Origin of the sequence: Photorhabdus kayaii, assembly GCF_025384895.1 — a bacterium.
Taxonomy (GTDB): domain Bacteria; phylum Pseudomonadota; class Gammaproteobacteria; order Enterobacterales; family Enterobacteriaceae; genus Photorhabdus; species Photorhabdus kayaii.
In genome coordinates this window covers 88780-112492 of the sequence record NZ_JAJAFZ010000007.1, presented here as the reverse complement: position 1 = coordinate 112492, position 23713 = coordinate 88780, and the positions used below count along the sequence as shown (strand labels likewise).

Sequence of the window (23713 nt, the reverse complement as noted above, 5' to 3'; positions counted from 1 at the left end):
ATTTATATTACTTCAATTATCATATTGTTCTATTAGCATTCATCGATCTGGATATCGTGTCTACAATCGTTCTCGTTGTTTGATCTATTTCATAATTAAGTAAGTCACCAACTTTAATATTACTAAGATTGGTAGCCCTTAACGTTTCTGGAATTAAATTCAACTCTATGGTTTTGTCTTCTTCATTTATACCATTTATTGTCAAGCTACAACCATGTAACCCAATAAAACCTTTATGGAAAAAATATCTGACATTATCGCCAGGAATATTAATCACTAATCGATAAGTTTCACCAGTTTTAATAAAATCAACGACTTCTGCCACACCTTCAATATGCCCATATAAGCTATGACCACCATTCTCTTTATTCATTTGATGTGATCTTTCAATATTAACTTCATCCCCCACATTTAAAAATTTTAATGTGGTCACATCAGCCGTAAAATCTGATATATCAAACCAGACGATATCGTTCTTAAATTGAGTGACAGTCAGGCAAGTACCATTAATCGCAACACTGGCCCCCACAGAAACATCATCAAAGAAATGGTTATTATTACTGACGGTTAATGTACTAAACCCGTCTTTTTTATCAAGAGATAATACACTTTCTTTTCCTTGTACAATTCCAGTATACATAATCACCCTCTTTTATTTATATTAAGTGGAAATGCCCTTGTTACATTAAGAGAATTTATGGTTTATACCCGTTATCTTTCAAGTTGTCACTTTGTTGGCTGCACTCACTCACCCCGGTCACATAGTTATCTATGCTCCCGGGGATTCGCTCCTTTGCCGTCGCGATGCATCTTGAAATCCATAGGGTATATACGAATATATCTAATAAAATTTTATTAGCTCTATTAACCATATTTTCCTACCCCATATTTACAAAATATCTTTTATGTAATTGATTTAAATCAAAATTTTAATAACACATTTAAAAGCCAATAAACTACTTTACCCTATTGTTTTTAATTATATCAAGCTTTTTGTGGAATGGATGATTTTTTACTATTAAATTGATAATTATCAAACATGAGCAAAAATAGAGTCGAAAATTATTTTTCTAACTTATGGAAACACTTTACCTTGAATATTTATCATTTAATTAAAAGCATATCATAATAAAACCACCAGCCAAAGAATTATAATTCACAATATTTCATTTACAATCTCTTTTTTATTACACAAAAATAAAACCAGCTATCATTTTAAACATTTATTATGTTTTTATTTCATGAAAAATACTTTCATCCATGTTTTAAAACCAAAGCAATAATTATTTAAATTCACAAATTATTTTGATGATAAAAAAACAGACCCAATTTATTATTTTTATTTATCATGGCTATTTCTCATTAAAAACTCAGATTAATTAAGGGAAATAAATTATAGATTTAAGTTAACTAAAATATAATTACACAAATATTTTCATAAAAACATTAATTAACAATACCCCCCAACTATCAACACCAAGTTGAATAAAAAACCTATCGCTAATTAAATAATCAATATATTACTAACACTGAAAAATCACTAATGTTAGAATAATCTTATTTTTCTATACTATTCAACATTCATCAACAAAACCAAATATCCCTTTGACAAAACCTCTCCATTAGATCAATGTTATTACCATTAATGAGTCTGACAACATACGAAAAGGGAAACCCTCGTGTTATTTACCTGGAAAGCCCACGATACTAAAAACCGCCTACAGTTTTTTTCCGCCTTATGGTCCTCGTTTCCATCTTCTTGCGCTATTTATCAAACAACAGCTTGGTATTGGATCAACACCAGATTAAAGAAAAGCGGATTACCTGCAATACTATTATTGCTACCGGCAATCAATCAAGCTCAGGCCAGTCATTTTGTTAATTTTCAATCGATTGATACCAGCCTTTATATGCAATTTGAAAATCGAGTCGATCCTAGAAAAACCATTTCACCGATTTTAGAGGCTTTCGGCGACTACAGTGTCGGCGATATGTATGTCTATAGTATTTGGCAAAATTCACTGCAAGGTGATTACCAAGGTGATAAAAGCACCTACTATTATAAATTTGTCCCCAGAGTGAGCTTGAGTAAAGTCACTGGTAATGACATCTCTTTTGGACCGGTAAAAGATATTCTGTTCGCTCAATGGATTGCCAAAACTAAGGGGATAGATTACGACTATTTCCCCGGTATCAGTATTGACTGGCAAGCTAGCTGGATTAGCTGGCTACGTACAATTTTTTATTTTGAGAATAATGCCAAAGGAAGCTGGAATGATCAGCGAATTCATATCGATTACGGCATTCCCTTCAATAATAGCTTAGGGGATTTCCGGGTTGTCGGGACTTTTGACTATACCTTAGGTTTGCATGGGCAACCTGAAACTATCGATTTCAAACCAGAGTTACATTACGATTTAGGAAAACTCCTTGGTCATCAACCCGGTCATTTATGGACCGGCATTGTTCTGAACCCCATAAAAAATAAATACAAAATAAGAGATACCTCTTATTATCGAACGTATCAATTTAACTATGGGATCTTTATTCGATATAGTTTTTTCTGATATCGGAATAAAATATTAGAAATTTTCTGATGGCCTTTATCCTGATGGAGTCAAAATGCCCATTCAACATGACCAGTTCGGACGTACTTATCAGTGGCTCCTACTGATACTTTTGGGTTTGATTTACTTTCTGGTCACCGCAACCACATTTACTTCGCTAGGCGTTGTATTACCTAGCATGATCAAGGAATTACACTGGAGTTGGACGGATGCCGGTCTGGGGTTCACCTTACTTGGCCTATCATGTGGGCTGTCCAGTTACCTTCCAGCGATGTTTATTCGTCGTACAGGCGTCCGCGCCACTTTGATGATTGGTACGCTCACCTTTATCACCAGTTTTTACATCCTCTATAACACCCACAGTATCGCGGCCTATTTTACCGGTACAACACTATTAGGGATCGGCTTTAGTCTTATGGCGACGGTTCCCGGCACTTATGTCATTAGCCGACTTTTTAAAAAACAGTCATTAGCTTTCGGTATCTATTTCACCATCGGTGGATTAGGGGGCGTGGTCGGTCCGTGGATCTATTTCCTGGCAACAGTATTTTGGGAAAACTGGCGTATGCACTGGGCAATTTCCGGGATATCACTCACCTTGATCAGCTTATTAACCATTTTATTTATGCGAGAAGGTAAAAAGGAAAACGCCCACGCTGAAAGAATTAGCAAAAATCAACAAGACCAGCTCCCCTCCAATATCTATCGCACCAAGGAAATATGGAATGTCCGGCAAGCACTGCACACCTGGCAATTTTATGCCATTGCTGCCGCTTATACTGCTTTTTTACTGTGTGGGATAACCGTTAATAGTTTTGCGGTCGCCCATATTACTGAAAACGGATTCAGCGAATCTGTTGCTGCTTCCTCGCTCAGTATTTTGGCTTTTATCAACGCATTCTCACGATTCGCAGGAGGCGCGGTTGGTGAATGGTTCGATCCCAAAAAAATGCTTATCGGCAGTCTGTCGATAATTATCTGTGGTCTTATCGCACTCAGTGCCACCACCTCATGGACATTTTTAATCCTGTTCACGTTGTGTATTGGCATCGGTTATGGCATGACTTTTCTGGCATCCAGTATATTGCTGTTCAATTATTTTGGGCGCACGCCTTATCTGGAACTGTTCTCGGTGATGAATTTGATCTCTACTACCGCCTGTATCGCCCCTTTTATGGTGGGCGCAATTAAGGATTATTCAGGTAGTTTTACACCGGCATTTCTCATTATCACCATACCGGTACTCACTATTTTGATTGTCACATTCATGATGCAACCACCTTCACAAATCGTGAAGAAATGTTCTGATGACAATACATTGCTCAACTGAATGCAAAAATAAAACCAACCAATAAGCCAGGGAATAGGTTCTCCACATCTCAACGAGCTTACCCATTCCCTGAATGTCTGCAAATATCGCTCTTTTACCCCTGAACCCGCCGGTATAATCCCGTACCCTGTAATAACCGAAGCCCTAACCAACTCCCACACAATGAAAGTAACAAGCTGCTGATTATTGGTAATAACAGCCACATTTGCCATTCTGGTTGCCACGGAAAATCAAATACCTTGGTCTGCAATAACCAAAGCGCAACTTCAGCGCCAAGTGCCGCAGTAAAACCCGCCATTAATCCAAGCAAAGCAAATTCATACCAAAGCGTACGACGCAGTAACTGTTTACTGGCTCCCAAGGTGCGGTAAACCACGAGTTCAAGTTGCCGTTGATGCATCCCTACCTGAACCTGTGCCAATAGCAATAATGCGCCACAAACCATGACCAACCCAACCATGACCTCTAATGCCTTACTGACCTGCTGTAAAATACCCTGAATTTGCTTAATCATCACGCCGGTATCAAGTAGGCTCAAGGTTGGAAACTGACGATTAAGATCCGTCAGAAGGCGACCTTCTCCATCATAATGGAAACTGGTCAACCAGGTTTGCTGCTGATTCTCTAATGCTTGTTTCGGGAAAATAAACAAGAAATTTGGCCGTAAACTTTCCCAATCCACCAGTCGAATACTGCTAACTATGACACTGAATTGCTGCGTATCACCACTAAATGTTAGCTTATCGCCGATTTTGATTGCCAAACGCTCAGCAAGACCCTGCTCAATGGAAACCTCATCCGCTTTTGGCGGCCAGTAGCCTGCAACCAAGGTATTAAACGGAGGTAACTCCTCTTTCCATGTCAGGTTCAATTCCCGCTGCACCGTGTTGCTATCCGATTCCTTGGCCTCTGCCCACGCGATGGCTGACTGACCATTGATTTCCGTCAAGCGAGCCAATACCACTGGATAGAATGCCGTAGGTTTAACCTGATACTGAGCCAGCAAATGTTCTACTTGTGGAATTTGCTGTCCAGTCATATTAATCAGAAAATAGTTTGGACTGTCCGATGGCAATTGGTGCTGCCAACGGTCAAGCAAGTCTCCTCGGACCACCAGCAACAAAGCAAATAACATAAATGATAAAGAGAAAGCCGCCAATTGAGCTACTGTTTGAAACGGCTGCCGCAGTAGTCGATTAACCGCCAGACGAAAACTGAGTTGGCGGAGTTTCAAATGACGTAGTAACCACAATCCTCCCCAACCAAACACGGCTAGTAATAGCGCAACCATCATCATGCCTGCAAGTAACGCCCATAACATGGGCTTGGTGCCAACTAACAGACTCAGCCCACTAATGACCACCAATACCGCCAACGGCAAGTAATAACGCAACGGCCAGATAGGCGCGATAATATCATCACGCAGCACCCGTGATGGTTGGGTTGCCATTAACTGCTTGTACGGACGTATTCCCACCAGTAAGGCGATAACAGATAACGCGCCTAACGCCCATATCCACGGCCAGAATCCTGCTACAGGTAAGGTCTTCGGCAACATAGGCGCCAAAATCTGCACGAGCAGATATTCAAACATCAATCCCAGAAGCGTCCCCACCAGCGCCGCCGCAATCAATATCACCAACCATTGACCAATCACCCATTTACGCAACGCCCAACGCCCCGCACCCAGTGTTTTAAGCACCGCAATCAAATCATGGCGGCTACGGCAATAGTGAGTCATTGATACTGCTACCGCGGCGACAGCGAGTAATAACGTTAGCAAAGCCGATAACAACAAGAATTGCTGTGCCCTTTCAATAGATTTTGCGAGCGCTCCACTATCTTGTTTCAAGGTATACCAGCGCTGATCAGCTTTAAGTTGGGGATCAATGAGCTGCTGATACTGATAAACCGCTTCTTTATCACCCGAAAACATATAACGATAAGTCAGACGGCTACCCGGCTGAATCGCCCCGGTAGATTGCACATCATCAAGATTGATCAAAATCCTTGGTGCAATCTGAAAGGGATTGAAACCACTGTCCGGTTCCTGAATTAATTCTCCGCTCACCTTAAGCGTGGTATCACCCACATCGAGATTATCGCCAACTTTGATTTTCAATAGTTCAAGCAAACGAGGCGCGACCAGCACCGTGCCTTTTTCCGCTTTCAAACCCGGTGGGTGGGTTTCCAGTTCACCATATAACGGGTAATGACTGTCCGCGGCTTTTACATTCGCAAGTTGAGGAATGTCCCCGGCATAAGTCATTGTGGTGAAAGAGAGCTGGCGACTTAATTTTAATCCCAGTTTTTTCGCCTGCTGTAACCATTCTTCATCTACCGGATAAGCAGCACGCAGGACTAAATCACCCGCCAGAAAATCCCGACTCTGGTAATGAACACTTTGATCAATGCGATCACTGATCCTGCCCAAGGCCAATACACAAGCTACCGCCAAGGTAAGAGATAACCAGACAATCAATAAAGAAGGTGTGCGCCACTCGCGCCAAAACCAACGCCAAATCATCTCTCTTCCCTCAATTTTCCATCAACCAACCGCAAGCGACGTTGACAGCGGGCCGCAAGCTGGCTGTCATGAGTGACCAAAATTAATGTTGTGGCATAATCACGATTCAGAGAAAACAGTAAATCAGCAATACGATCACCCGTTTGCCGATCCAGATTACCTGTTGGCTCATCAGCAAACAGAATTTTGGGTTGGCTGCTGAATGCCCGTGCCAATGCCACCCTCTGTTGTTCACCGCCAGAAAGTTGTGCCGGCATATGTTTCAAACGCTTCCCCAATCCCAGTTGTTCAAGCAATTCAGCCGCCTGTTTCCTGCTACTATTTTCAGACTCACCACGTAATAAAGCAGGAAGCTGGACATTCTCCAATGCGTTTAACGTCGGAATTAACATAAATGACTGAAAGACAAAACCAACACTTTCAGCCCGGAGTTGCGCCCGCTGCTCCTCATTCATCTGGCTTAAATTATGCCCTAGCAGCCGAACCTCACCGTCACTGCCATCATCTAACCCGGCAATAATGCCAAGCAATGTGGATTTACCCGAACCCGATTCTCCCACCAAAGCGATAGTCTGTGCCGACTCGACAACCAACCCAACTCCCTGCAATATAGTGATCTTATGTTCCCCCTGACCAACGTGCTTACTGAGATGCTGAACTTCAAGAATATTCCCCGTTACCATTTACTTTTCCTTTTACTGATGGTGCTATTTAGCGCCAGAGCGACTGCGGCTGATACCCTTCTGATTCTCGGTGATAGCCTTAGTGCCGGTTACCATTTGCCTATTGAACAGTCATGGCCTGTTTTAATGGAAAAAAAGTGGCAGAAATCTGGCAATAAAATCACGGTCATCAACGGCAGCATCAGCGGTAATACCGCCGCTCAGGGCCTTGAGCGGCTACCTGAATTACTTAAACAACATAAACCCCGTTGGGTACTGATAGAACTGGGTGCCAACGATGGACTACGCGGTTTTCCCCCACAACAAACAGAACAAGATCTGCAACAGATCATTACTTTAGTGAAACAAGCCAATATTCAGCCTTTATTGATGCAGATCCGTCTGCCACCAAATTATGGGCGCCGTTATACCGAATCTTTTGCCAAGATTTACCCCAAACTGGCAGAACACAATCAAATCCCTCTGCTCCCGTTTTATATGGAACAAGTCGCTATTAAACCAGAGTGGGTGCAACAAGACGGATTACATCCCAATCTGGCAGCTCAACCATTTATCGCCGACTGGATGTCTGACACACTATCAGCACATCTTAATTATTCTTGAATAGTAAACTATTAGTTTCAACAAATTGATGTCTATAAACAGGTTAAAGTTATGCAAAAGTCAGTTCTTATCACAGGCTGTTCCAGTGGAATTGGTCTGGTGGCGGCCAAAACACTACATCAACGGGGCTACAGAGTATTAGCAGCTTGCCGGAAACCCGCAGATTTACAGCATATGCGCGAATTAGGACTGGAACCTATCGAATTGGATCTTGATGATAAAATGAGTGTGGAACGCGCCGCCGCCGAGGTCATCAGGCTAACCAATGGCCGTCTTTACGGACTGTTTAATAACGGCGGCTTTGGTATTTATGGCCCGCTTAATACTATCAGTCGTGAACAACTGGAACGGCAATTCTCCACCAATCTATTTGGTGCACATCAACTTACCTGCTTATTACTTCCAGCAATGCAACTTCATGGTGAGGGCCGTATTATCCAAACCAGTTCAGTTATGGGACTGATTTCAACCCCAGGCCGCGGTGCTTATTCTGCCAGTAAATATGCCTTGGAAGCATGGTCAGATGCCTTAAGAATGGAATTAGCCGGAACAGGAATTAAAGCTTGTCTAATTGTCCCTGGTCCGATAAAAACACGTTTTACAGAAAACGTGAATCAAACGCAAAGCGATAAGCCGGTCAGAAACCCCAGGATCGCCCGCCATTTTGCCCTAACCCCCGAAGCTGTTGTGCGCAAACTGATTCATGCTTTGGAAAGTCCTAACCCTAAATTACGTTATCCAGTGACTTGGATAACCCACGCAGTTACTATTATGCGCCGGATTTTGCCAGGAAGAGTAATGGATAAAATACTGAGTAAACAGAGTGGTACAACTTGAAAGTTAATAAAATAACCTCAATCTATTTAATTATACCCTGCAATAATCAAATTTAAGAGACTAATTATATGTTACCAACCTCTACTGGAATTAATGTTAACGAAAGCAACCTACATCAAACCGTTGAACAGTCTATGACTGTGCCTGTTTTATTTTATTTTTGGTCTGAACGTAGCTCACATTGCCAAGAATTAGGCGTAACACTGGATAAACTGGCAGCCGAATACGCAAATCAATTCATATTGGCAAAAGTAGATTGTGATAAAGAGCAAATGGTCGCTGCACAGTTTGGCTTACGCTCCATTCCTACAGTTTATATTATGCAACAAGGTCAACCCGTAGACGGTTTTCAAGGGCCACAACCTGAAAACGTGATTAGAGAGATGCTTGCTCGTGTATTACCGAAACCGGAAGAGTTGAAAGCCGCCCAAGCTGAGGAACTTATCGCCGAAGGAAAACATCAGGAAGCACTATCGTTATTGAAAGAAGCCTGGCAATTAGCGCCCAAAAACAGTGCAATTGCACTTATGTTGACCAAAGTGCAAATTATGCTCAATAATATAGAAGAAGCCCAGGAAATTCTGAGTCTTATTCCATTACAGGATCAAGACACTCATTATCACAGTTTACTGGCTCAAATTGAGTTACAAAAGCAAGCGGCGGATACACCAGAGATCCAACAATTGCAGCAAGAATTCGCCATTCAACCGGAAAATGCAGAGCTGGCTGTTAAGCTCGCGCTGAAACTGCACGAAGTCAGCCGTAATGAAGAAGCTCTGGAATTATTACTCAGCTTCCTGAAAAAGGACCTTTCTGCTGCCAACGGTGCGGTACGGAAAACAATGATGGATATTATGTCTGCAATGGGGACCGGTAATACCTTGGCTTCGAAATATCGTCGCCAGGTTTACTCGCTGCTTTACTGATTTATTTAATTGTAAGGAATTGCTATGGATTTATTCGCTTTTGGTGCCGTACCCATTTTGATATTTATTGCGGTGGTTATTGTCTTTACTTGCGTAAAAACAGTGCCACAAGGTTATCAATGGACGGTAGAACGTTTCGGCCGTTATACCCGAACTTTATTACCGGGTTTGCATATTATCGTCCCTTTTATCGATCGCATTGGCCGTAAAATTAACATGATGGAACAAGTGTTGGATATTCCTTCACAGGAAGTGATTTCCCGCGATAACGCCAATGTTACTATTGATGCAGTTTGCTTTATTCAGGTTGTCGATCCTGTTCGGGCTGCTTATGAAGTCAGCAACCTTGAACTATCCATTATCAATCTGACGATGACCAACTTCCGTACCGTTTTGGGTTCAATGGAATTGGATGAAATGCTGTCGCAGCGTGATTCTATCAACAGTCGTCTATTACATATTGTTGATGAAGCCACTAACCCATGGGGAGTGAAAATTACCCGTATTGAAATCCGTGATGTGCGTCCACCAAAAGAGTTGATCTCTGCCATGAACGCCCAGATGAAAGCAGAACGTACAAAACGTGCTGATATTCTGGAAGCAGAAGGTATCCGTCAGGCGGCTATTCTGAAAGCAGAAGGAGAAAAACAGTCTCAAATTCTGAAAGCAGAAGGGGAACGTCAATCGGCATTTCTCCAGGCAGAAGCACGTGAACGTGCCGCCGAAGCGGAAGCTCGCGCAACTAAAATGGTGTCCGATGCGATCTCTGACGGTAACATGCAGGCAATTAACTACTTTGTTGCCCAGAAATATACGGATGCACTGACCAGTATTGGCGCTTCCAGTAACAGCAAAGTCATTATGATGCCTCTGGAAGCGAGCAATCTAATGGGTGCGATTGGCGGTATTACTGAACTGATTGGCGAAAGCAAAAAAGGTAAATAACCATGATTGCACAGATTGCGGCGCAAACCCCTTGGCTCTGGTTCTCTTTTGGCGGCTTACTGTTAATTGCAGAGCTTCTGGGAACTGGCGGCTATCTATTATGGACGGGTATAGCCGCTATCGTTGTTGCGTTTGTCACCTGGCTGCTACCAGGAATAGATTGGGAATGGCAAGGCATTTTGTTTGCCACTCTGACGCTGCTTTCTGCAATGCTCTGGCGCTACTGGTTACGTCGCCGCCCATCAAAAGGCGGCGATACCCTGAACCAGAAAGACCACCAGCTCATCGGTATCCGAGCCAAACTGACTTCAGATACTGAAAATGGTTACAGCCGGGTCAAACTGGCGGATGGAAGCTGGCGAGTTCACTGTGATAGTGAACTACCAGCCCATACCGAAGTAGAAGTGATCGCTGTTGATGGCATTACCCTGAAAGTCAAACCGGTCAGTTCTCAGTGATGAGAGCAACAACCCGATAAATGATCTATGATGGGGCATGCAGCCCCGTCATCTCCAGGGCACTCTTCCGCCAAAGATAACAATTTACTTCTTATTTTCTGCAACTCTTCAATCGCTTTTTCTATTTCAGCCACTTTATGCAATGTTGCCGCTTTTACATCAGCACTATGACGATTGGGGTTGCGAAATAACACTAAAAACTCACGGCATTCATCAAGTGTAAAACCTACCTGTTTTGCCTGACGCAACAGCGTTAGTTCATCAATATGTTTCTGCTGATAATAACGGTAGCCGTTATCCCCCCTTTCCGGCGGCGTGATCAGATCCTTTTCTTCATAAAACCGGATCGCTTTGCTGGTAAGACCGGTTTTTTGAGCAATCTCACTAATGTTCATTTTTTCCCCTTGACCTTACCCTTGAGGGAAGGTTTAACCTTCGCAACAAGTCAGAAATTCACTTGAACTGTGTAGATATCATCAATTATCACACAGGTGTGAAGAATAATTACATCACTATGTGTTAGGAGTTTTTTTATGTCACACACAACTATTTTAACCTTGCAGGGACTCTCCTGTATGCACTGTGTTAACAATGTGAAAAAGGCACTAGCAAATCGTACAGATGTGGAACAGGCGGATATCACGATTGATTATGCCAAAATCATCGGTACAGCCTCTGCTGAATCATTAATCGAAACAATTCAAGCAGCAGGTTACGGTGCGATAATCGCCAGCCAACCTGATGTTGAATTGACACTCTCTGGACTGAGTTGCATGCATTGTGCCGGTACGACTCGTAAAGCGCTGGAAGCCGTAGATGGCGTTATTGCCGCAGAGGTGAATACCGAAACAGCTAAAGTTTACGGTAAAGCCGATGCCGATACCTTAATTGCCGCTGTTGAGCAGGCGGGTTATCAAGCAAAACTCGCTTCTGGTCAAAACTCCCCAAAATCTGAGCCGCTGACATTACCTGCTTCAAACAGACCGGAACCTTTGGCAGCGGCAACCTCCTCTGTTCCGGTCGAAAAAACTGACGTATCCGTTGTGAATGATAACGATGACAGCATCCAGTTGCTGTTGGATGGCATGACTTGCGCTAGCTGTGTGAATAAAGTTCAGAAAGCATTACAAGGCGTTGATGGCGTGGAAAATGCCAGAGTGAATCTTGCTGAACGCAGCGCTTTAATTACCGGTAGTGCCTCAGCGGAGGCACTGATTAAAGCAGTAGAAAAAGCCGGGTATGGCGCAGAACTGATTCAGGACGAAACTGAACGGCGTGAACGCCAGCAACAAGTTTCTGATGCTAATATGCGCCGTTTTCGTTGGCAGTCAGCATTAGCCTTAGTCGTCGGTATTCCCGTGATGGTATGGGGCATGATGGGCGATAATATGATGCTCACACCTGAAAACCATCATATCTGGCTGACTATCGGCGTTATCACGCTTGCCGTGATGATTTTTGCCGGTGGTCACTTCTATCGCAATGCGTGGCAAAGCCTGAAAAACGGCAGTGCGACAATGGATACATTAGTGGCATTGGGAACTGGCGCAGCCTGGCTTTACTCCATCAGTGTCAACCTATGGCCAGATATTTTTCCACCACAAGCTCGTCATCTCTATTATGAAGCCAGCGCGATGATTATCGGTCTGATAAACTTGGGGCATGCTCTGGAACAACGTGCCCGTCAGCGTTCTTCAAAAGCACTGGAGCGTCTGCTGGATCTGACACCACCGACTGCCCGTGTGGTGACAGGAGATGGCGAAAAAGAGATGCGATTGGCTGACGTCAAACCCGGCATGACGTTACGTCTGACAACCGGTGATCGCGTTCCCGTTGATGGTGAAATCATTCAAGGTGAGGTTTGGATAGATGAGGCAATGCTCACCGGTGAGCCGATTCCACAGCAAAAAACCAAAGGCGATAACATTCATGCCGGTACGACGGTGCAAGACGGTACAGTACTGTTTACTGCCGCCGCGGTTGGCAGCCAGACAACATTAGCTCGAATTATTAAACTGGTCCGTCAGGCACAAAGCAGTAAGCCAGAAATTGGTCAGTTAGCAGATAAAATTTCCTCCGTGTTTGTTCCCGTTGTTGTCGCAATTGCCCTGATTGCCGGTGCTATTTGGTATTTCGTTGGGCCAGCACCACAGATGATGTATTCATTGGTCATTATTACCACTGTGTTGATTATTGCCTGCCCCTGTGCCCTTGGGCTGGCGACCCCGATGTCAATTATCTCTGGTGTCGGCCGAGCAGCAGAATTCGGGGTACTGGTTCGGGATACCGATGCACTGCAACAAGCTAGCACATTGGATACCATTGTTTTCGATAAAACCGGTACGCTGACGGAAGGTATGCCTCAATTGACTGATATACATACCTTTAATGGGTACAGTGAACAAGAGGTATTGCGTTGGGCGGGTGCACTGGAAAAAGGTTCTAACCATCCATTAGCCAAAGCCATTCTTGCTAAAGCCGAAGGGCTGGAATTACCGCAAGTTGAACAATTCCGCACTCTGGCTGGGCTGGGTATCAGTGGTGAAGTCAATGGCACAACCTTGTTGCTAGGTAATCAAGCCTGGCTAGAACAAAATCAAGTCGATACGCAAGAATTAAAACCGCTGATTGCTCAACAGGCAGAACACGGCATCACACCGGTTCTTCTGGCAGCAGGAGGTAAAGCGGCGGCAGTGCTATCAATTCGCGATCCACTGCGTGAAGATACCATGACTGCATTGCAACGATTACATCACCAAGGCTACCGTTTAGTGATGCTAACCGGTGACAACCCGGCTACTGCCAATGCGATTGCAAAAGAAGCGGGTATTGATCAAGTGATTGCGGGTGTATTGCCTGATGGCAAAGCTGAAGCTATCCAGAAATTGCAAGCAGCAGGTCGCAAGGTTGCTATGGTGGGGGATGGCATTAACGATGCCCCAGCCCTAGCGCAGGCTGATGTGGGCATTGCAATGGGAGGTGGTAGCGATATCGCCATTGAAACCGCCGCAATAACGCTAATGCGTCATAGTCTACATGGTGTGGCTGATGCGGTTGAGCTATCCAAAGGCACTCTGCGCAATATGAAACAAAACCTATTAGGCGCATTTATCTACAACACATTGGGGATTCCCATTGCCGCTGGTGTGCTCTATCCCTTTACTGGAACCCTGTTAGATCCGGTAGTCGCAGGTGCGGCAATGGCGCTGTCTTCAATTACGGTGGTGAGTAATGCTAACCGCTTATTGAGGTTTAAACCTAAAACCACGAAAATGAGTTAGATTTAGTGATATTGGGGTAAATTGTAAAAATTTGTCATCCCTGCACTCTTTACACTTTTACCCTATCACCCCTCGCCAATTTGTGGACAAATTACTTCAGTTATAACCACCTCTGCTGACTGGCTGCGATTAATGCAGCCCAGCCATCGGGCGGATTTCCTCGTCCCAACATCTTCTCAAAGACTGTATAGGGATCGGACTTACTACCTTCCGAACGCAAGGTCTCCTCATCGTTGATCCAGGCATACACAATGATCCTAGCTCTGGAATCATAACGGAAGAACAAGCGGAACCTTCGACCAATTTTAGCTCGCCGCCAGTGGCGATAGGCGGCCCCTAAGGTATTAACTTGCCGATACTCGTTCCGGGAAGGATCACTTGGCACCACATCTAGAATCAATTTGCTCAACGCCCGAAACAGCTTGACATTCGAATTGCTCTCAAACCCGTGAGGATCACTCTTCTCGGCCCTTTTTACTGCATCATGCAGCTTCCGAAGCTGTTGTATCACACATGAGTGATACAACAGTGTCCATCCATGTCGCTGCATCAAATCACCACATCTCCGTCAATATTCTCATTCAGATCGATAGCGTGACCAGCATTGTACTGCATAGCCTCTTCCAGTTCCTTAGGTAAACCACTCACATGATGCCCAGCCTGAATATCCGCAGACAATAGCTCAAGGAATGCCCCAATGACAGGATCTTCATGCTCAATCCCTACACGAGTCACGACTACCTCACCATCACGCAACTCAAAGGCCAGCTTACTACCTGTATCAACACCTAATGCCTGACGGATAGACCTAGGTATCGTTATCTGGCCTTTGGAAGTCAATGTTGCAAGTTCATAGATAGATGTCATAACAAATCTCCAATTATTACTTCAATCAAAGTGTAAGGAATATTCCTTACATCGTCAAGATAACCTAGTAACGGTGAATATCAATCTACTGACTCTCTATACCCGTCATCTTTCAAGTTGCCTCTTTGTTGGCTGCACTCACTCACCCCGGTCACAGAGTTATCTATGCTCCCGGGGATTCGCTCCCTTGCCGCCGCGATGCATCTTGAAATCCATAGGGTATATACCCAAGAGACTGTGATAGGTGCTAAAAGGCTAGTAAGATAAATGGAAGGAACAGGAAAAATCTCCTTGTATACTGACACTAATAAAAAGAAACATTCAATGGAAATAAATAAAGATACAGCGGAAGTACAGCTATAATATTGATAATCACCTTAAAAATATAAATGCTAAACCGGAACACAAATGGGACGACTGATTAAACACCTTACCAATATATTGGGAATAAAGTCTTCCCACCGTTATCCCTATCCCGCTCACGATATTACACTGGCAGGTGATAGACATTTGCACCTGGTAGGCAGTATTCACATGGGTACGAAAAATATGTTCCCACTTTCGGAAATATTGATAGAACAACTTAATCTATCCGATACATTAATCGTGGAAGCAGATATTATTCAGGCAGATTCCCCATTTCATGATGAATTTCAATCATATCACCGCATCGAACAACGTTTATCTTCTGAGATGTACCAGAATTTTCAAGACTGCTGCAATGAAATCCAACAGCAGGAAGAATTCCTCAATTTATTACCCTCATGGCAAATCGCTTTAATTTTACAAGCAGGACAAGCACAAAACCTTGGATTGCATCCCCACTACGGTATCGATTATCAGCTACTGAATTCAGCCAAAGCGCAAGGGAAAACGGTTATTGAACTAGAAGGTACTGAATCACAAATTAATTTACTTAATCAAATTCCCAATAACGGCCTGCCACTACTGGAAGATACATTAACCCATTGGCACGCAAATGCCCGCGCTTTACAAACCATGATCAGTTGGTGGATGGACTATCAACCTGAACAGCAAGAGCATGCTTTACCAACAACTTTTAGTAAAGAGATATACCAACTATTGATGACTGAACGTAATAAACGATGGAATAAGCGTTTACGGAAATTACCTACCGGTCGATATCTTGTCGCTGTTGGTGCTTTGCATCTGTATGGTGAAGGGAATTTGCCTCAGATGCTGACAGAAGAACAGGATTAAAAAAAGGCCAATATTACATACATTGCTATAATATTGGCCAATCATATGAGGAATAATCTGTCATTTTCGTTGTTCTTATTAAGTTCGGGATATTACCTGTTTGTATACAAGCAACAGAGCCATAGTCAGATTATCAATTCCATCATTCCATTTCATCCGTTATCCTTAATTATAAAATTACCCTATGTAATGAAATTATGACACCTGCGATCATTTTGTTAGAAAAACAGAAAGTTAGCTTCTCTCTTCATACCTATGAGCACGACAAAAATGAGCATAACTTTGGTGATGAAGCAGTGAGGAAATTAAGACTCAATGCCAAGCAAGTATTCAAGACCTTGCTGGTTGCACTTAATGGTGAGGCTAAAAATTTGGTGGTAGCCGTCACCCCCGTTTCAAGTGAGCTGGACTTAAAAAAGGTCGCCAAAGTTTTTAAAGTCAAAAAAGCAGAAATGGCTGATCCCCAAATCGCCCAGAAAGTGACAGGGTATCTCGTCGGCGGGATCAGTCCGTTAGGACAGAAAAAACACTTGCCAACAGTTATTGATAACCAAGCGCAACAGTTCCCAACTATATTTGTCTCGGGTGGTAAACGAGGGTTAGATATTGAATTGGCGTCGTCTGATCTCTGTAGGTTAGTGAGAGGCAATTTCGCTGATATTGCAAAAACTTAAATTATTGCCCCAAAAGGGCGGCCAAAATTGCAGCCCTTTCGATTTATCATTCTGTCAGGGATTATTGATAAATAATTTCACCCTTTGGCTCATAATCAGCCGCTTTCAGTGGTGAATGCTTCTCGATATAGTCTTTCAAAACTTCTGCATCAATAAAACCGGTGTTGACATAGGTTGGATAATTATCAACACGTGGATAGCCATCACCACCAATAGCATTAAAGTCAAGCATTGCCATGCGGTAAGTTTTATTCGGCTCTAGTGGCTTTCCACCGATTTTTACCTCTTTAACACTTTTACCATCAGCAATCAGGCTAACATTCAAAAACTGTGCATAAGCACCAGAGTCAACTTTCATATTAGCAATCGCCGCCAGATATTGTTTGACTTCATTGCCTTTCATATCAACGTAAACCAATGTGTTGGCAAATGGATGCACTTTCAACACATCTTTATAAGTGATATCACCTGATTCAATCGAATCGCGAATACCACCACCACTCATAATCGCAAAATCAGCACCCGCGCGTTCCATCATGGCAGAAAGAACAACATGAGCCATATTAGTCTGAACAAAACGAACTTTGCTGCGATCCCCTTCCAATTTACCCTCAATAGAACCCACTTTCACACCAAGTTGTTTATCACCTTTATCTTGATAAGGCATCAGCAACTTTAACATATCCGGGTTTTGTGCAATTTCATGAGTGTAGTAAGCACGTTCAGTAGAACCATCTTCCTTCTGCACTTTCTTTTTGAGGTTAATAGGGATCAACTGATAGTGAGTCAGCTTTAATTCACCATTACGGAACTGGAAGTCAGCACGACCAACATATTTACCCCACTCATGAGCCTGAACAATCCAGGTACCGTTCTGACGATCCGGCGAACATGGGGTTCCTGGCACATAATCGATCTGCTTATAATTTTTATTTTCCGCAGACATACAGACCGGATCTTGTGAGTGACCACCGACAATCATATCCAGATAGCCCGCAGGCAAACTGCGAGCCATTTCAACATCACCCGGCGCATTAGAACCATGATTACCGTTGTCATAGTGCCCCATATGGGTTGCGGCAATAATCACATCTGGCTTTTCATCTCTCTTTAGTTCTTCAACAACCATTTTGGCTTCTGTCGCAGGAACACGAAATTCAACATCAGGAAAATTAGCCGGGTTACCGATTTTCGCCGTATCATCAGTCGTCAGGCCAATAACTGCAATTTTCACACCCTGTTTATCGAAAATGGTATAAGGTTTGAACAAACGTTTGCCAGTGCTTGTTTGGTAAATATTGGCAGCCAGAAATGGAAAAGTTGCCCATTTTTCCTGTTGACGCAGTATTGACAGAGGATTATCAAACTCATGGTTACCCAACGCCATTGCATCATAGCCCACCAAGTTCATGCCTTTAAAATCAGGTTCGGCATTTTGCAGATCAGATTCTGGTACACCGGTATTAATATCTCCGCCGGAAAGCAGTAACACACTACCCCCTTTTTTCACGACCTCCTGACGGATTTCATCAACTACCGTTTTTTGAGCGGCTAAACCATACTCACCATAATCGTTACGCCAAAAATGACCATGATGGTCATTGGTGTGCAAAATAGTAATGTTATAGGTTTTATCCTTCTCCCATGCATTTGCGATTGCTGGAAGTAGTGCTATAGATACAACCAAAGCACAAGCTGAGGTCTTGAACGAGAATTTCATGGTATATCTCCATGTTTTTTTAGTGAATAGCCATGCAAAAACAGCTTTTAAAGCTAACAAGGCGGGATAAATTGATCATTTCTTGAGACAGGTTATGTTATGCAGTTATTAACACATGTTTTGTTTCGTCTTTGCGAGAATACTATATACCCGTCATCTTTCAAGTTGCCTCTTTGTTGGCTGCACTCGCTCACCCCGGTCACATCGTTATCTATGTTCCCGGGGATTCACTCCCTTGCCGTCGCGATGCATCTTGAAATCCATAGGGTATAAAACTATATCCAAGATAGTAAAAAATCAACTCTCTACCTAATATGTATTAAAATTCAACAAATATACTGACTATTGATTAAGACAGGTTGGCAGCTAATATGAGCGAACAAAGCAATACCACCATAGTTCCATCTCACCCCAAAAAAACCAGGAATACCGTTTTTACTATTCTTGGAGCAATCAGTGTTTCACACTTATTGAACGATATGATCCAATCGCTAATTCTAGCAATTTATCCTTTACTACAATTAGAATTCAACCTGAGTTTTGTGCAAATCGGTATGATCACCCTGACTTATCAGATTACCGCCTCTTTATTACAACCACTGATAGGTCTCTATACTGATAAACATCCACAGCCCTATTCATTACCTGTTGGAATGAGTTTCACCTTATCCGGTCTATTATTGCTGGCCTATGCCAACAATTTCCCGTTAATTCTATTAGCATCTGCATTAATCGGAACAGGTTCTTCGGTATTCCACCCGGAATCGTCGCGCGTAGCACGTATGGCATCCGGGGGTCGCCACGGACTAGCTCAATCTCTTTTTCAAGTCGGCGGTAATTTTGGCAGCTCCCTTGGACCATTGCTGGCCGCTCTGTTTATTGCTCCCTATGGCAGAGGCAACGTTGGCTGGTTTTCTTTGGCAGCATTACTGGGTATCATCGTGCTGCTACAGATCAGTAAATGGTATAACACTCAGAATTATATCAAGAAAAACCAAGCCAAAACTGGCCCTGCCATTAAAGTTTTATCAAGAAAAACCGTGATAGGTTCCTTAGTTATTTTGCTAATCTTAATCTTTTCCAAATATTTTTATCTCACCAGTATCAGTAGCTATTATACTTTTTACTTAATACACAAATTTGGCATTTCTGTACAAAGCGCCCAGTTTCATCTGTTTATTTTTTTATTCGCAGTTGCAGCAGGAACCATTATTGGTGGACCGCTTGGTGACAGGATCGGCAGAAAGTATGTTATCTGGATATCTATCCTTGGAGTTGCACCTTTTACCTTAGTTCTGCCTTACGCTTCTCTGTACTGGACAAGTATTCTATCAGTGATTATTGGTGTGATTCTGGCATCTGCGTTCTCTGCAATCCTGGTATACGCTCAGGAACTTATTCCAGGTAAAACCGGGATGGTATCCGGCCTGTTTTTCGGGCTGGCTTTTGGTATGGGAGGTATTGGCGCAGCGGTACTTGGTGATATTGCGGACAGAACAAGTATTGAACTGGTTTATCAGATTTGTGCTTTTCTGCCGTTACTTGGAATATTTACCGCTTTATTACCTAATATAGAAGATAAGAATTAGAAAAATCACCATGCAACCCCACATAAAAGTTAATTTTTATGTGGGAATAGTGCTTGTTTACCTCATAAATATTCAAATAGAGCAACACAAATACCTGTTACGGGTAGTTTAATCCTTTCAATCTATATTTTTTGATGTTTTATTCATTTTTTTAGCGAATTTACCTCGAATTATCTATAAAATACAGTTACACCTACCTCTTCACTATGCTATTTACTAGCCTCAGCAAGAAGGAGTCTTAATGGAGCACTCGACACCACTTATCACCACTATCGTTGGCGCGTTCTTTATCGCTTATCTGCTTGGTATGCTGGCACAACGCCTGAAAATCTCACCGCTGGTTGGTTACCTTACTGCGGGAGTACTCGCTGGTCCTTTCACTCCTGGTTTTGTCGCTGATGCATCACTGGCCCCCGAGCTGGCAGAAATTGGTGTCATCTTATTGATGTTTGGTGTCGGACTGCATTTTTCACTCAAAGATCTGTTAGCAGTAAAATCTATTGCTATCCCTGGTGCTATTGCACAAATACTGGTCGCGACACTACTCGGAGTAGGGCTATCAGCAATACTGGGTTGGGAATTATTTAGCGGTATCGTCTTTGGTCTCTGTCTATCAACCGCCAGTACCGTTGTTCTGTTACGAGCGCTAGAAGAGCGCCAACTAATCGATAGCCAACGAGGTCAAATAGCTATTGGCTGGCTGATTGTCGAAGATCTAGCGATGGTGCTGACTCTGGTATTACTGCCCGCGGCTGCCGGTATTCTTGGTAATAAGGAAGCCAATATTGGGCAATTAATTATAGAGCTCGCCATGACAATCGGTAAAGTTATCGCTTTTATCTTGCTGATGATTGTTGTTGGCCGCCGTCTAATCCCGTGGGTACTGGCAAAAACCGCGAGTACCGGCTCCAGGGAACTATTTACCCTTGCTGTACTGGTTATCGCCTTAGGTATCGCTTACGGTGCCGTTGCTCTGTTTGATGCCTCATTCGCACTAGGCGCGTTCTTCGCCGGTATGGTATTAAACGAATCAGAACTAAGCCACCGTGCCGCCCAGGATACGCTGCCACTCAGAGATGCTTTCGCCGTATTATTCTTCGTTTCTGTTGGCATGCTGTTCGACCCAATGGTCCTCATTCAACAGCCCCTATCGATATTGGCAACGTTGGCAATCATTATTATTGGTAAGTCCGCCGCGGCAATGTTACTTGTAAAGATGTTCGGCCACTCACGCCGGACCGCGTTAACGATTTCAGTCAGCCTGGCGCAAATCGGTGAATTTGCCTTTATTCTGGCTGGTCTTGGGGTTGCACTCGGCCTGCTTGATGGAAATGCCCGTAACCTTGTTCTGGCTGGCGCGATTGTTTCTATCATGCTAAATCCAGTTCTATTTAGTCTGTTGGATCGCTATCTGGAAAAAACAGAAACTATTGAGGAACAGTTACTGGAAGAAACGTTGGAAGAAGAGACGCAAATTCCTGTCGATATCTGCGGCCACACTATCGTTGTCGGCTACGGGCGTGTCGGCAGCTTACTATGCCAACGCTTGCAGGAAAAAGAGATCCCTCTGGTTGTTATTGAAAACACCAGAGCCAAATTTGAGGAACTCGGTGAACAAGGTATTAGTGCAATCATGGGCAACGCTGCCAGCAAAGATATTATGTCACTGGCACGCTTAGATTGCGCCTGCTCCCTCCTACTGACTATTCCTAATGGCTATGAAGCAGGTGAGATTGTCGCCTGTGCAAGGGAAGCACGCCCGGATATTAATATTATCGTCCGAGCCGACTATGACGATGAAGTTACCTATATCACAGAGCGTGGAGCTAGCCACGTCATTATTGGTGAGCATGAAATTGCTAAAACAATGGCAACTGTATTCGCCAACAGTGAGCAAAGCTATTCGATTGAACCACCTCCAGCATCGCCTTTTTCGCCATTACTTTGAGGAAAGTGACTGCTGATGGAATCATTCCCTATTCCTTGCCGAGTAGGGATCATGAACCGTTCTTATCACTTAAGTATCATTGATAAGAACGGCTCAGAGGGAACAAAACTTTCAGTTGAAGTATTGCTTTACTCAATTCTGTACAACAAAAATCAATCGGATTATCAATTAATCCTTAGCCCATTTAAAACAAGATTCAGCAACCCATTGAGGTAAATATTTTTTATTAATAGCGGGTAAATACCATGTATTGAATTTTTTGCGTTGCTTAACATGATCATGGTATTTACCCAGCTACAACAAGGAAACTCTATACCCGTTATCTTTCAAGTTGCCTCTTTGTTGGCTGCACTCGCTCACCCCGGTCACATAGTTATCTATGCTCCCGGGGATTCACTCCCTTGCCGCCGCGATGCATCTTGAAATCCATAGGGTATATACAATCCAAGCTACCTTCAACCACTATTAGCTTAATGAGACTATTAATGAAAAAGCCAATCAGTCGGGAGGGCACAATATCAAATATCCGATTACGTCAAAGATATAAAACACCTTTCATTGACGTGTAAAACATTGAAACAGAGAAAACACATAGCACTAAAGAAGCAAGACGATAAAACAAATCGGGTTTTAAAATTCCTTTTCCCAGCTTTCCTACATATAGCATTTTCCCAACCCCCACCCAAATCAGGGAAACGGGTAATAATGCACAAACAAAAACCGTCATGCATGGGATGTATTCTGACCACAAAGTAAATGCAGTAAGAGGAAATATATATGTAGCAAACACAAAAGCCTTAGGATTAAGCAACGTGGCAAATAATACCGTGATAAAATGGATTTTTACTACGTTCTTGTCTAATGAGAAATGCCAAACTTTAAAAGCTAGATAAGCAATGTATGTCGAAGCACACATCTTTAAGATAACCAGTAACCATATGAAAGCATGAGAGACTGTAGATAAAAATAACCCCCACAAACTAATTGCTATTATATAACCCAATGCCTCAGCTAATATCAGCCTGAGTGTACTAATAAAACCATGTGAATATCCAGATGATACCAAAAGAGTATTTGTTGGTCCCGGCATAATTAAGACCATACTCACCATGCTGGCAATTCTTATATAATCGTAGTAACTATTCATAGTATCCTCAGTGGCTGTTATACATAATAATTAATTATTTGAAATATAATAGGAAATTTTCAGTAAAAAATTTCATCACGCCCCCCATCTCTTTAAATTAACAATAATAAGTTACGGTCATTAAATACCATTACTTTCACTTAATAGCTATTAGGTTCGTCTTTTCTCTCAATGTTAGTAATCTCAATAACTCCAATTCAGTAATAAAATATACAAAAAATATGAAATTCCGTATTAACCTCGGGAATACTCCTAAAATATAGCAGCTCCAATCCATATATAACTAATATCATTTCTATATATGGTCGATATCATTTCAATATATAAAGAATATCATTTCAATACACAGCGAGTATCATTTCAGTATATTACTAATAAAGGAGTATTCTT

The 23713-nt window shown here is 42.8% G+C and carries 22 protein-coding genes; 12 read left to right on the top strand and 10 right to left on the bottom strand.

Features of this window, described 5'->3' with window-relative positions:
* Window positions 1-19: 19 nt before the first annotated feature.
* Both LGZ98_RS04680 and LGZ98_RS04675 read right to left on the bottom strand, forming a co-directional pair.
* Window positions 20-640: a riboflavin synthase subunit alpha gene (locus LGZ98_RS04680; protein ID WP_113040858.1), complete on the bottom strand. Its 621-nt coding sequence runs from the start codon at window positions 638-640 to the stop codon at window positions 20-22.
* Window positions 641-695: 55 nt separating this feature from the next.
* The gene (locus LGZ98_RS04675; RefSeq protein ID WP_158536465.1) at window positions 696-872 is read right to left on the bottom strand and encodes a hypothetical protein; all 177 of its coding nucleotides are present in this window, start codon (window positions 870-872) and stop codon (window positions 696-698) included.
* 807 nt (window positions 873-1679) lie between these two features.
* Here LGZ98_RS04675 and LGZ98_RS04670 point away from each other — a divergent pair.
* Together LGZ98_RS04670 and LGZ98_RS04665 are read left to right on the top strand one after the other, a co-directional pair.
* Window positions 1680-2567 (top strand): outer membrane protein OmpK, encoded by an 888-nt coding sequence (locus LGZ98_RS04670; protein WP_262977778.1) that lies wholly within the window; start codon window positions 1680-1682, stop codon window positions 2565-2567.
* 55 nt (window positions 2568-2622) lie between these two features.
* Window positions 2623-3897, top strand: coding sequence for an MFS transporter (locus LGZ98_RS04665; protein ID WP_228901775.1), 1275 nt, complete (start codon window positions 2623-2625; stop codon window positions 3895-3897).
* A 94-nt stretch (window positions 3898-3991) separates the two neighbouring features.
* Here LGZ98_RS04665 and ybbP read toward each other — a convergent pair whose 3' ends face one another.
* Window positions 3992-6424: a putative ABC transporter permease subunit YbbP gene (ybbP, locus tag LGZ98_RS04660; protein WP_228901777.1), complete on the bottom strand. Its 2433-nt coding sequence runs from the start codon at window positions 6422-6424 to the stop codon at window positions 3992-3994.
* A complete protein-coding gene (gene ybbA / locus LGZ98_RS04655) occupies window positions 6421-7107 on the bottom strand; it encodes a putative ABC transporter ATP-binding protein YbbA (RefSeq protein ID WP_228901780.1) in 687 nt (228 codons plus the stop codon). The genes ybbP and ybbA overlap by 4 nt, the downstream gene beginning before the upstream one ends.
* On the opposite strand from ybbA, the gene tesA reads away from it, so the two are divergent.
* From tesA to LGZ98_RS04630, 5 genes are all read left to right on the top strand, one after another.
* Window positions 7078-7710, top strand: a complete 633-nt coding sequence (tesA, locus tag LGZ98_RS04650; RefSeq protein ID WP_191214713.1) for a multifunctional acyl-CoA thioesterase I/protease I/lysophospholipase L1 — start codon at window positions 7078-7080, stop codon at window positions 7708-7710. The two genes, ybbA and tesA, sit on opposite strands and share 30 nt — an antisense overlap.
* A gap of 51 nt (window positions 7711-7761) precedes the next feature.
* The gene (locus tag LGZ98_RS04645) at window positions 7762-8547 is read left to right on the top strand and encodes an SDR family oxidoreductase (RefSeq protein WP_113040853.1); all 786 of its coding nucleotides are present in this window, start codon (window positions 7762-7764) and stop codon (window positions 8545-8547) included.
* 68 nt (window positions 8548-8615) lie between these two features.
* Window positions 8616-9473, top strand: a complete 858-nt coding sequence (locus tag LGZ98_RS04640; protein WP_113040852.1) for a co-chaperone YbbN — start codon at window positions 8616-8618, stop codon at window positions 9471-9473.
* A 24-nt stretch (window positions 9474-9497) separates the two neighbouring features.
* A complete protein-coding gene (locus tag LGZ98_RS04635) occupies window positions 9498-10418 on the top strand; it encodes an SPFH domain-containing protein (protein ID WP_112894526.1) in 921 nt (306 codons plus the stop codon).
* A gap of 2 nt (window positions 10419-10420) precedes the next feature.
* On the top strand, window positions 10421-10876 hold the full coding sequence (locus tag LGZ98_RS04630; RefSeq protein WP_113040851.1) for an NfeD family protein: 456 nt from the start codon (window positions 10421-10423) through the stop codon (window positions 10874-10876).
* Here LGZ98_RS04630 and cueR read toward each other — a convergent pair.
* A complete protein-coding gene (cueR, locus tag LGZ98_RS04625) occupies window positions 10870-11271 on the bottom strand; it encodes a Cu(I)-responsive transcriptional regulator (protein ID WP_112877971.1) in 402 nt (133 codons plus the stop codon). The two genes, LGZ98_RS04630 and cueR, sit on opposite strands and share 7 nt — an antisense overlap.
* A 138-nt stretch (window positions 11272-11409) precedes the next feature.
* Here cueR and copA point away from each other — a divergent pair, with 138 nt between their 5' ends.
* Window positions 11410-14157: a copper-exporting P-type ATPase CopA gene (gene copA, locus LGZ98_RS04620; protein ID WP_262977777.1), complete on the top strand. Its 2748-nt coding sequence runs from the start codon at window positions 11410-11412 to the stop codon at window positions 14155-14157.
* A 100-nt stretch (window positions 14158-14257) separates the two neighbouring features.
* Here copA and LGZ98_RS04615 read toward each other — a convergent pair whose 3' ends face one another.
* From LGZ98_RS04615 to LGZ98_RS04605, 3 genes are all read right to left on the bottom strand, one after another.
* Window positions 14258-14707, bottom strand: a complete 450-nt coding sequence (locus LGZ98_RS04615) for a type II toxin-antitoxin system YhaV family toxin (protein WP_262977776.1) — start codon at window positions 14705-14707, stop codon at window positions 14258-14260.
* Window positions 14707-15024 (bottom strand): type II toxin-antitoxin system PrlF family antitoxin, encoded by a 318-nt coding sequence (locus LGZ98_RS04610; RefSeq protein WP_113040848.1) that lies wholly within the window; start codon window positions 15022-15024, stop codon window positions 14707-14709. The genes LGZ98_RS04615 and LGZ98_RS04610 overlap by 1 nt, the downstream gene beginning before the upstream one ends.
* Window positions 15025-15104: 80 nt before the next feature.
* A complete protein-coding gene (locus tag LGZ98_RS04605; RefSeq protein ID WP_262977775.1) occupies window positions 15105-15329 on the bottom strand; it encodes a hypothetical protein in 225 nt (74 codons plus the stop codon).
* A gap of 103 nt (window positions 15330-15432) precedes the next feature.
* On the opposite strand from LGZ98_RS04605, the gene LGZ98_RS04600 reads away from it, so the two are divergent.
* The gene (locus tag LGZ98_RS04600; RefSeq protein ID WP_228901793.1) at window positions 15433-16245 is read left to right on the top strand and encodes a TraB/GumN family protein; all 813 of its coding nucleotides are present in this window, start codon (window positions 15433-15435) and stop codon (window positions 16243-16245) included.
* A 197-nt stretch (window positions 16246-16442) separates the two neighbouring features.
* Entirely contained in the window at window positions 16443-16919 is a 477-nt protein-coding gene (ybaK, locus tag LGZ98_RS04595) for a Cys-tRNA(Pro)/Cys-tRNA(Cys) deacylase YbaK (RefSeq protein WP_113040846.1), read from the top strand.
* A 61-nt stretch (window positions 16920-16980) separates the two neighbouring features.
* Here the strand turns inward: ybaK and ushA are convergent, their stop codons facing one another.
* Complete coding sequence (gene ushA, locus LGZ98_RS04590; RefSeq protein ID WP_113040845.1) at window positions 16981-18639, bottom strand: bifunctional UDP-sugar hydrolase/5'-nucleotidase UshA; 1659 nt, start codon at window positions 18637-18639, stop codon at window positions 16981-16983.
* A 371-nt stretch (window positions 18640-19010) separates the two neighbouring features.
* Here ushA and LGZ98_RS04585 point away from each other — a divergent pair, with 371 nt between their 5' ends.
* Both LGZ98_RS04585 and ybaL read left to right on the top strand, forming a co-directional pair.
* Entirely contained in the window at window positions 19011-20228 is a 1218-nt protein-coding gene (locus LGZ98_RS04585; RefSeq protein WP_113040844.1) for an MFS transporter, read from the top strand.
* A 241-nt stretch (window positions 20229-20469) separates the two neighbouring features.
* Window positions 20470-22176 (top strand): YbaL family putative K(+) efflux transporter, encoded by a 1707-nt coding sequence (ybaL, locus tag LGZ98_RS04580; protein WP_113040843.1) that lies wholly within the window; start codon window positions 20470-20472, stop codon window positions 22174-22176.
* A gap of 535 nt (window positions 22177-22711) precedes the next feature.
* On the opposite strand, the gene LGZ98_RS04575 is transcribed toward ybaL, so the two are convergent.
* Window positions 22712-23323 carry a LysE family translocator gene (locus LGZ98_RS04575; RefSeq protein ID WP_113040842.1) on the bottom strand — a complete coding sequence of 204 codons (612 nt, stop codon included), beginning with the start codon at window positions 23321-23323 and terminating at the stop codon, window positions 22712-22714.
* Window positions 23324-23713: the final 390 nt, after the last annotated feature.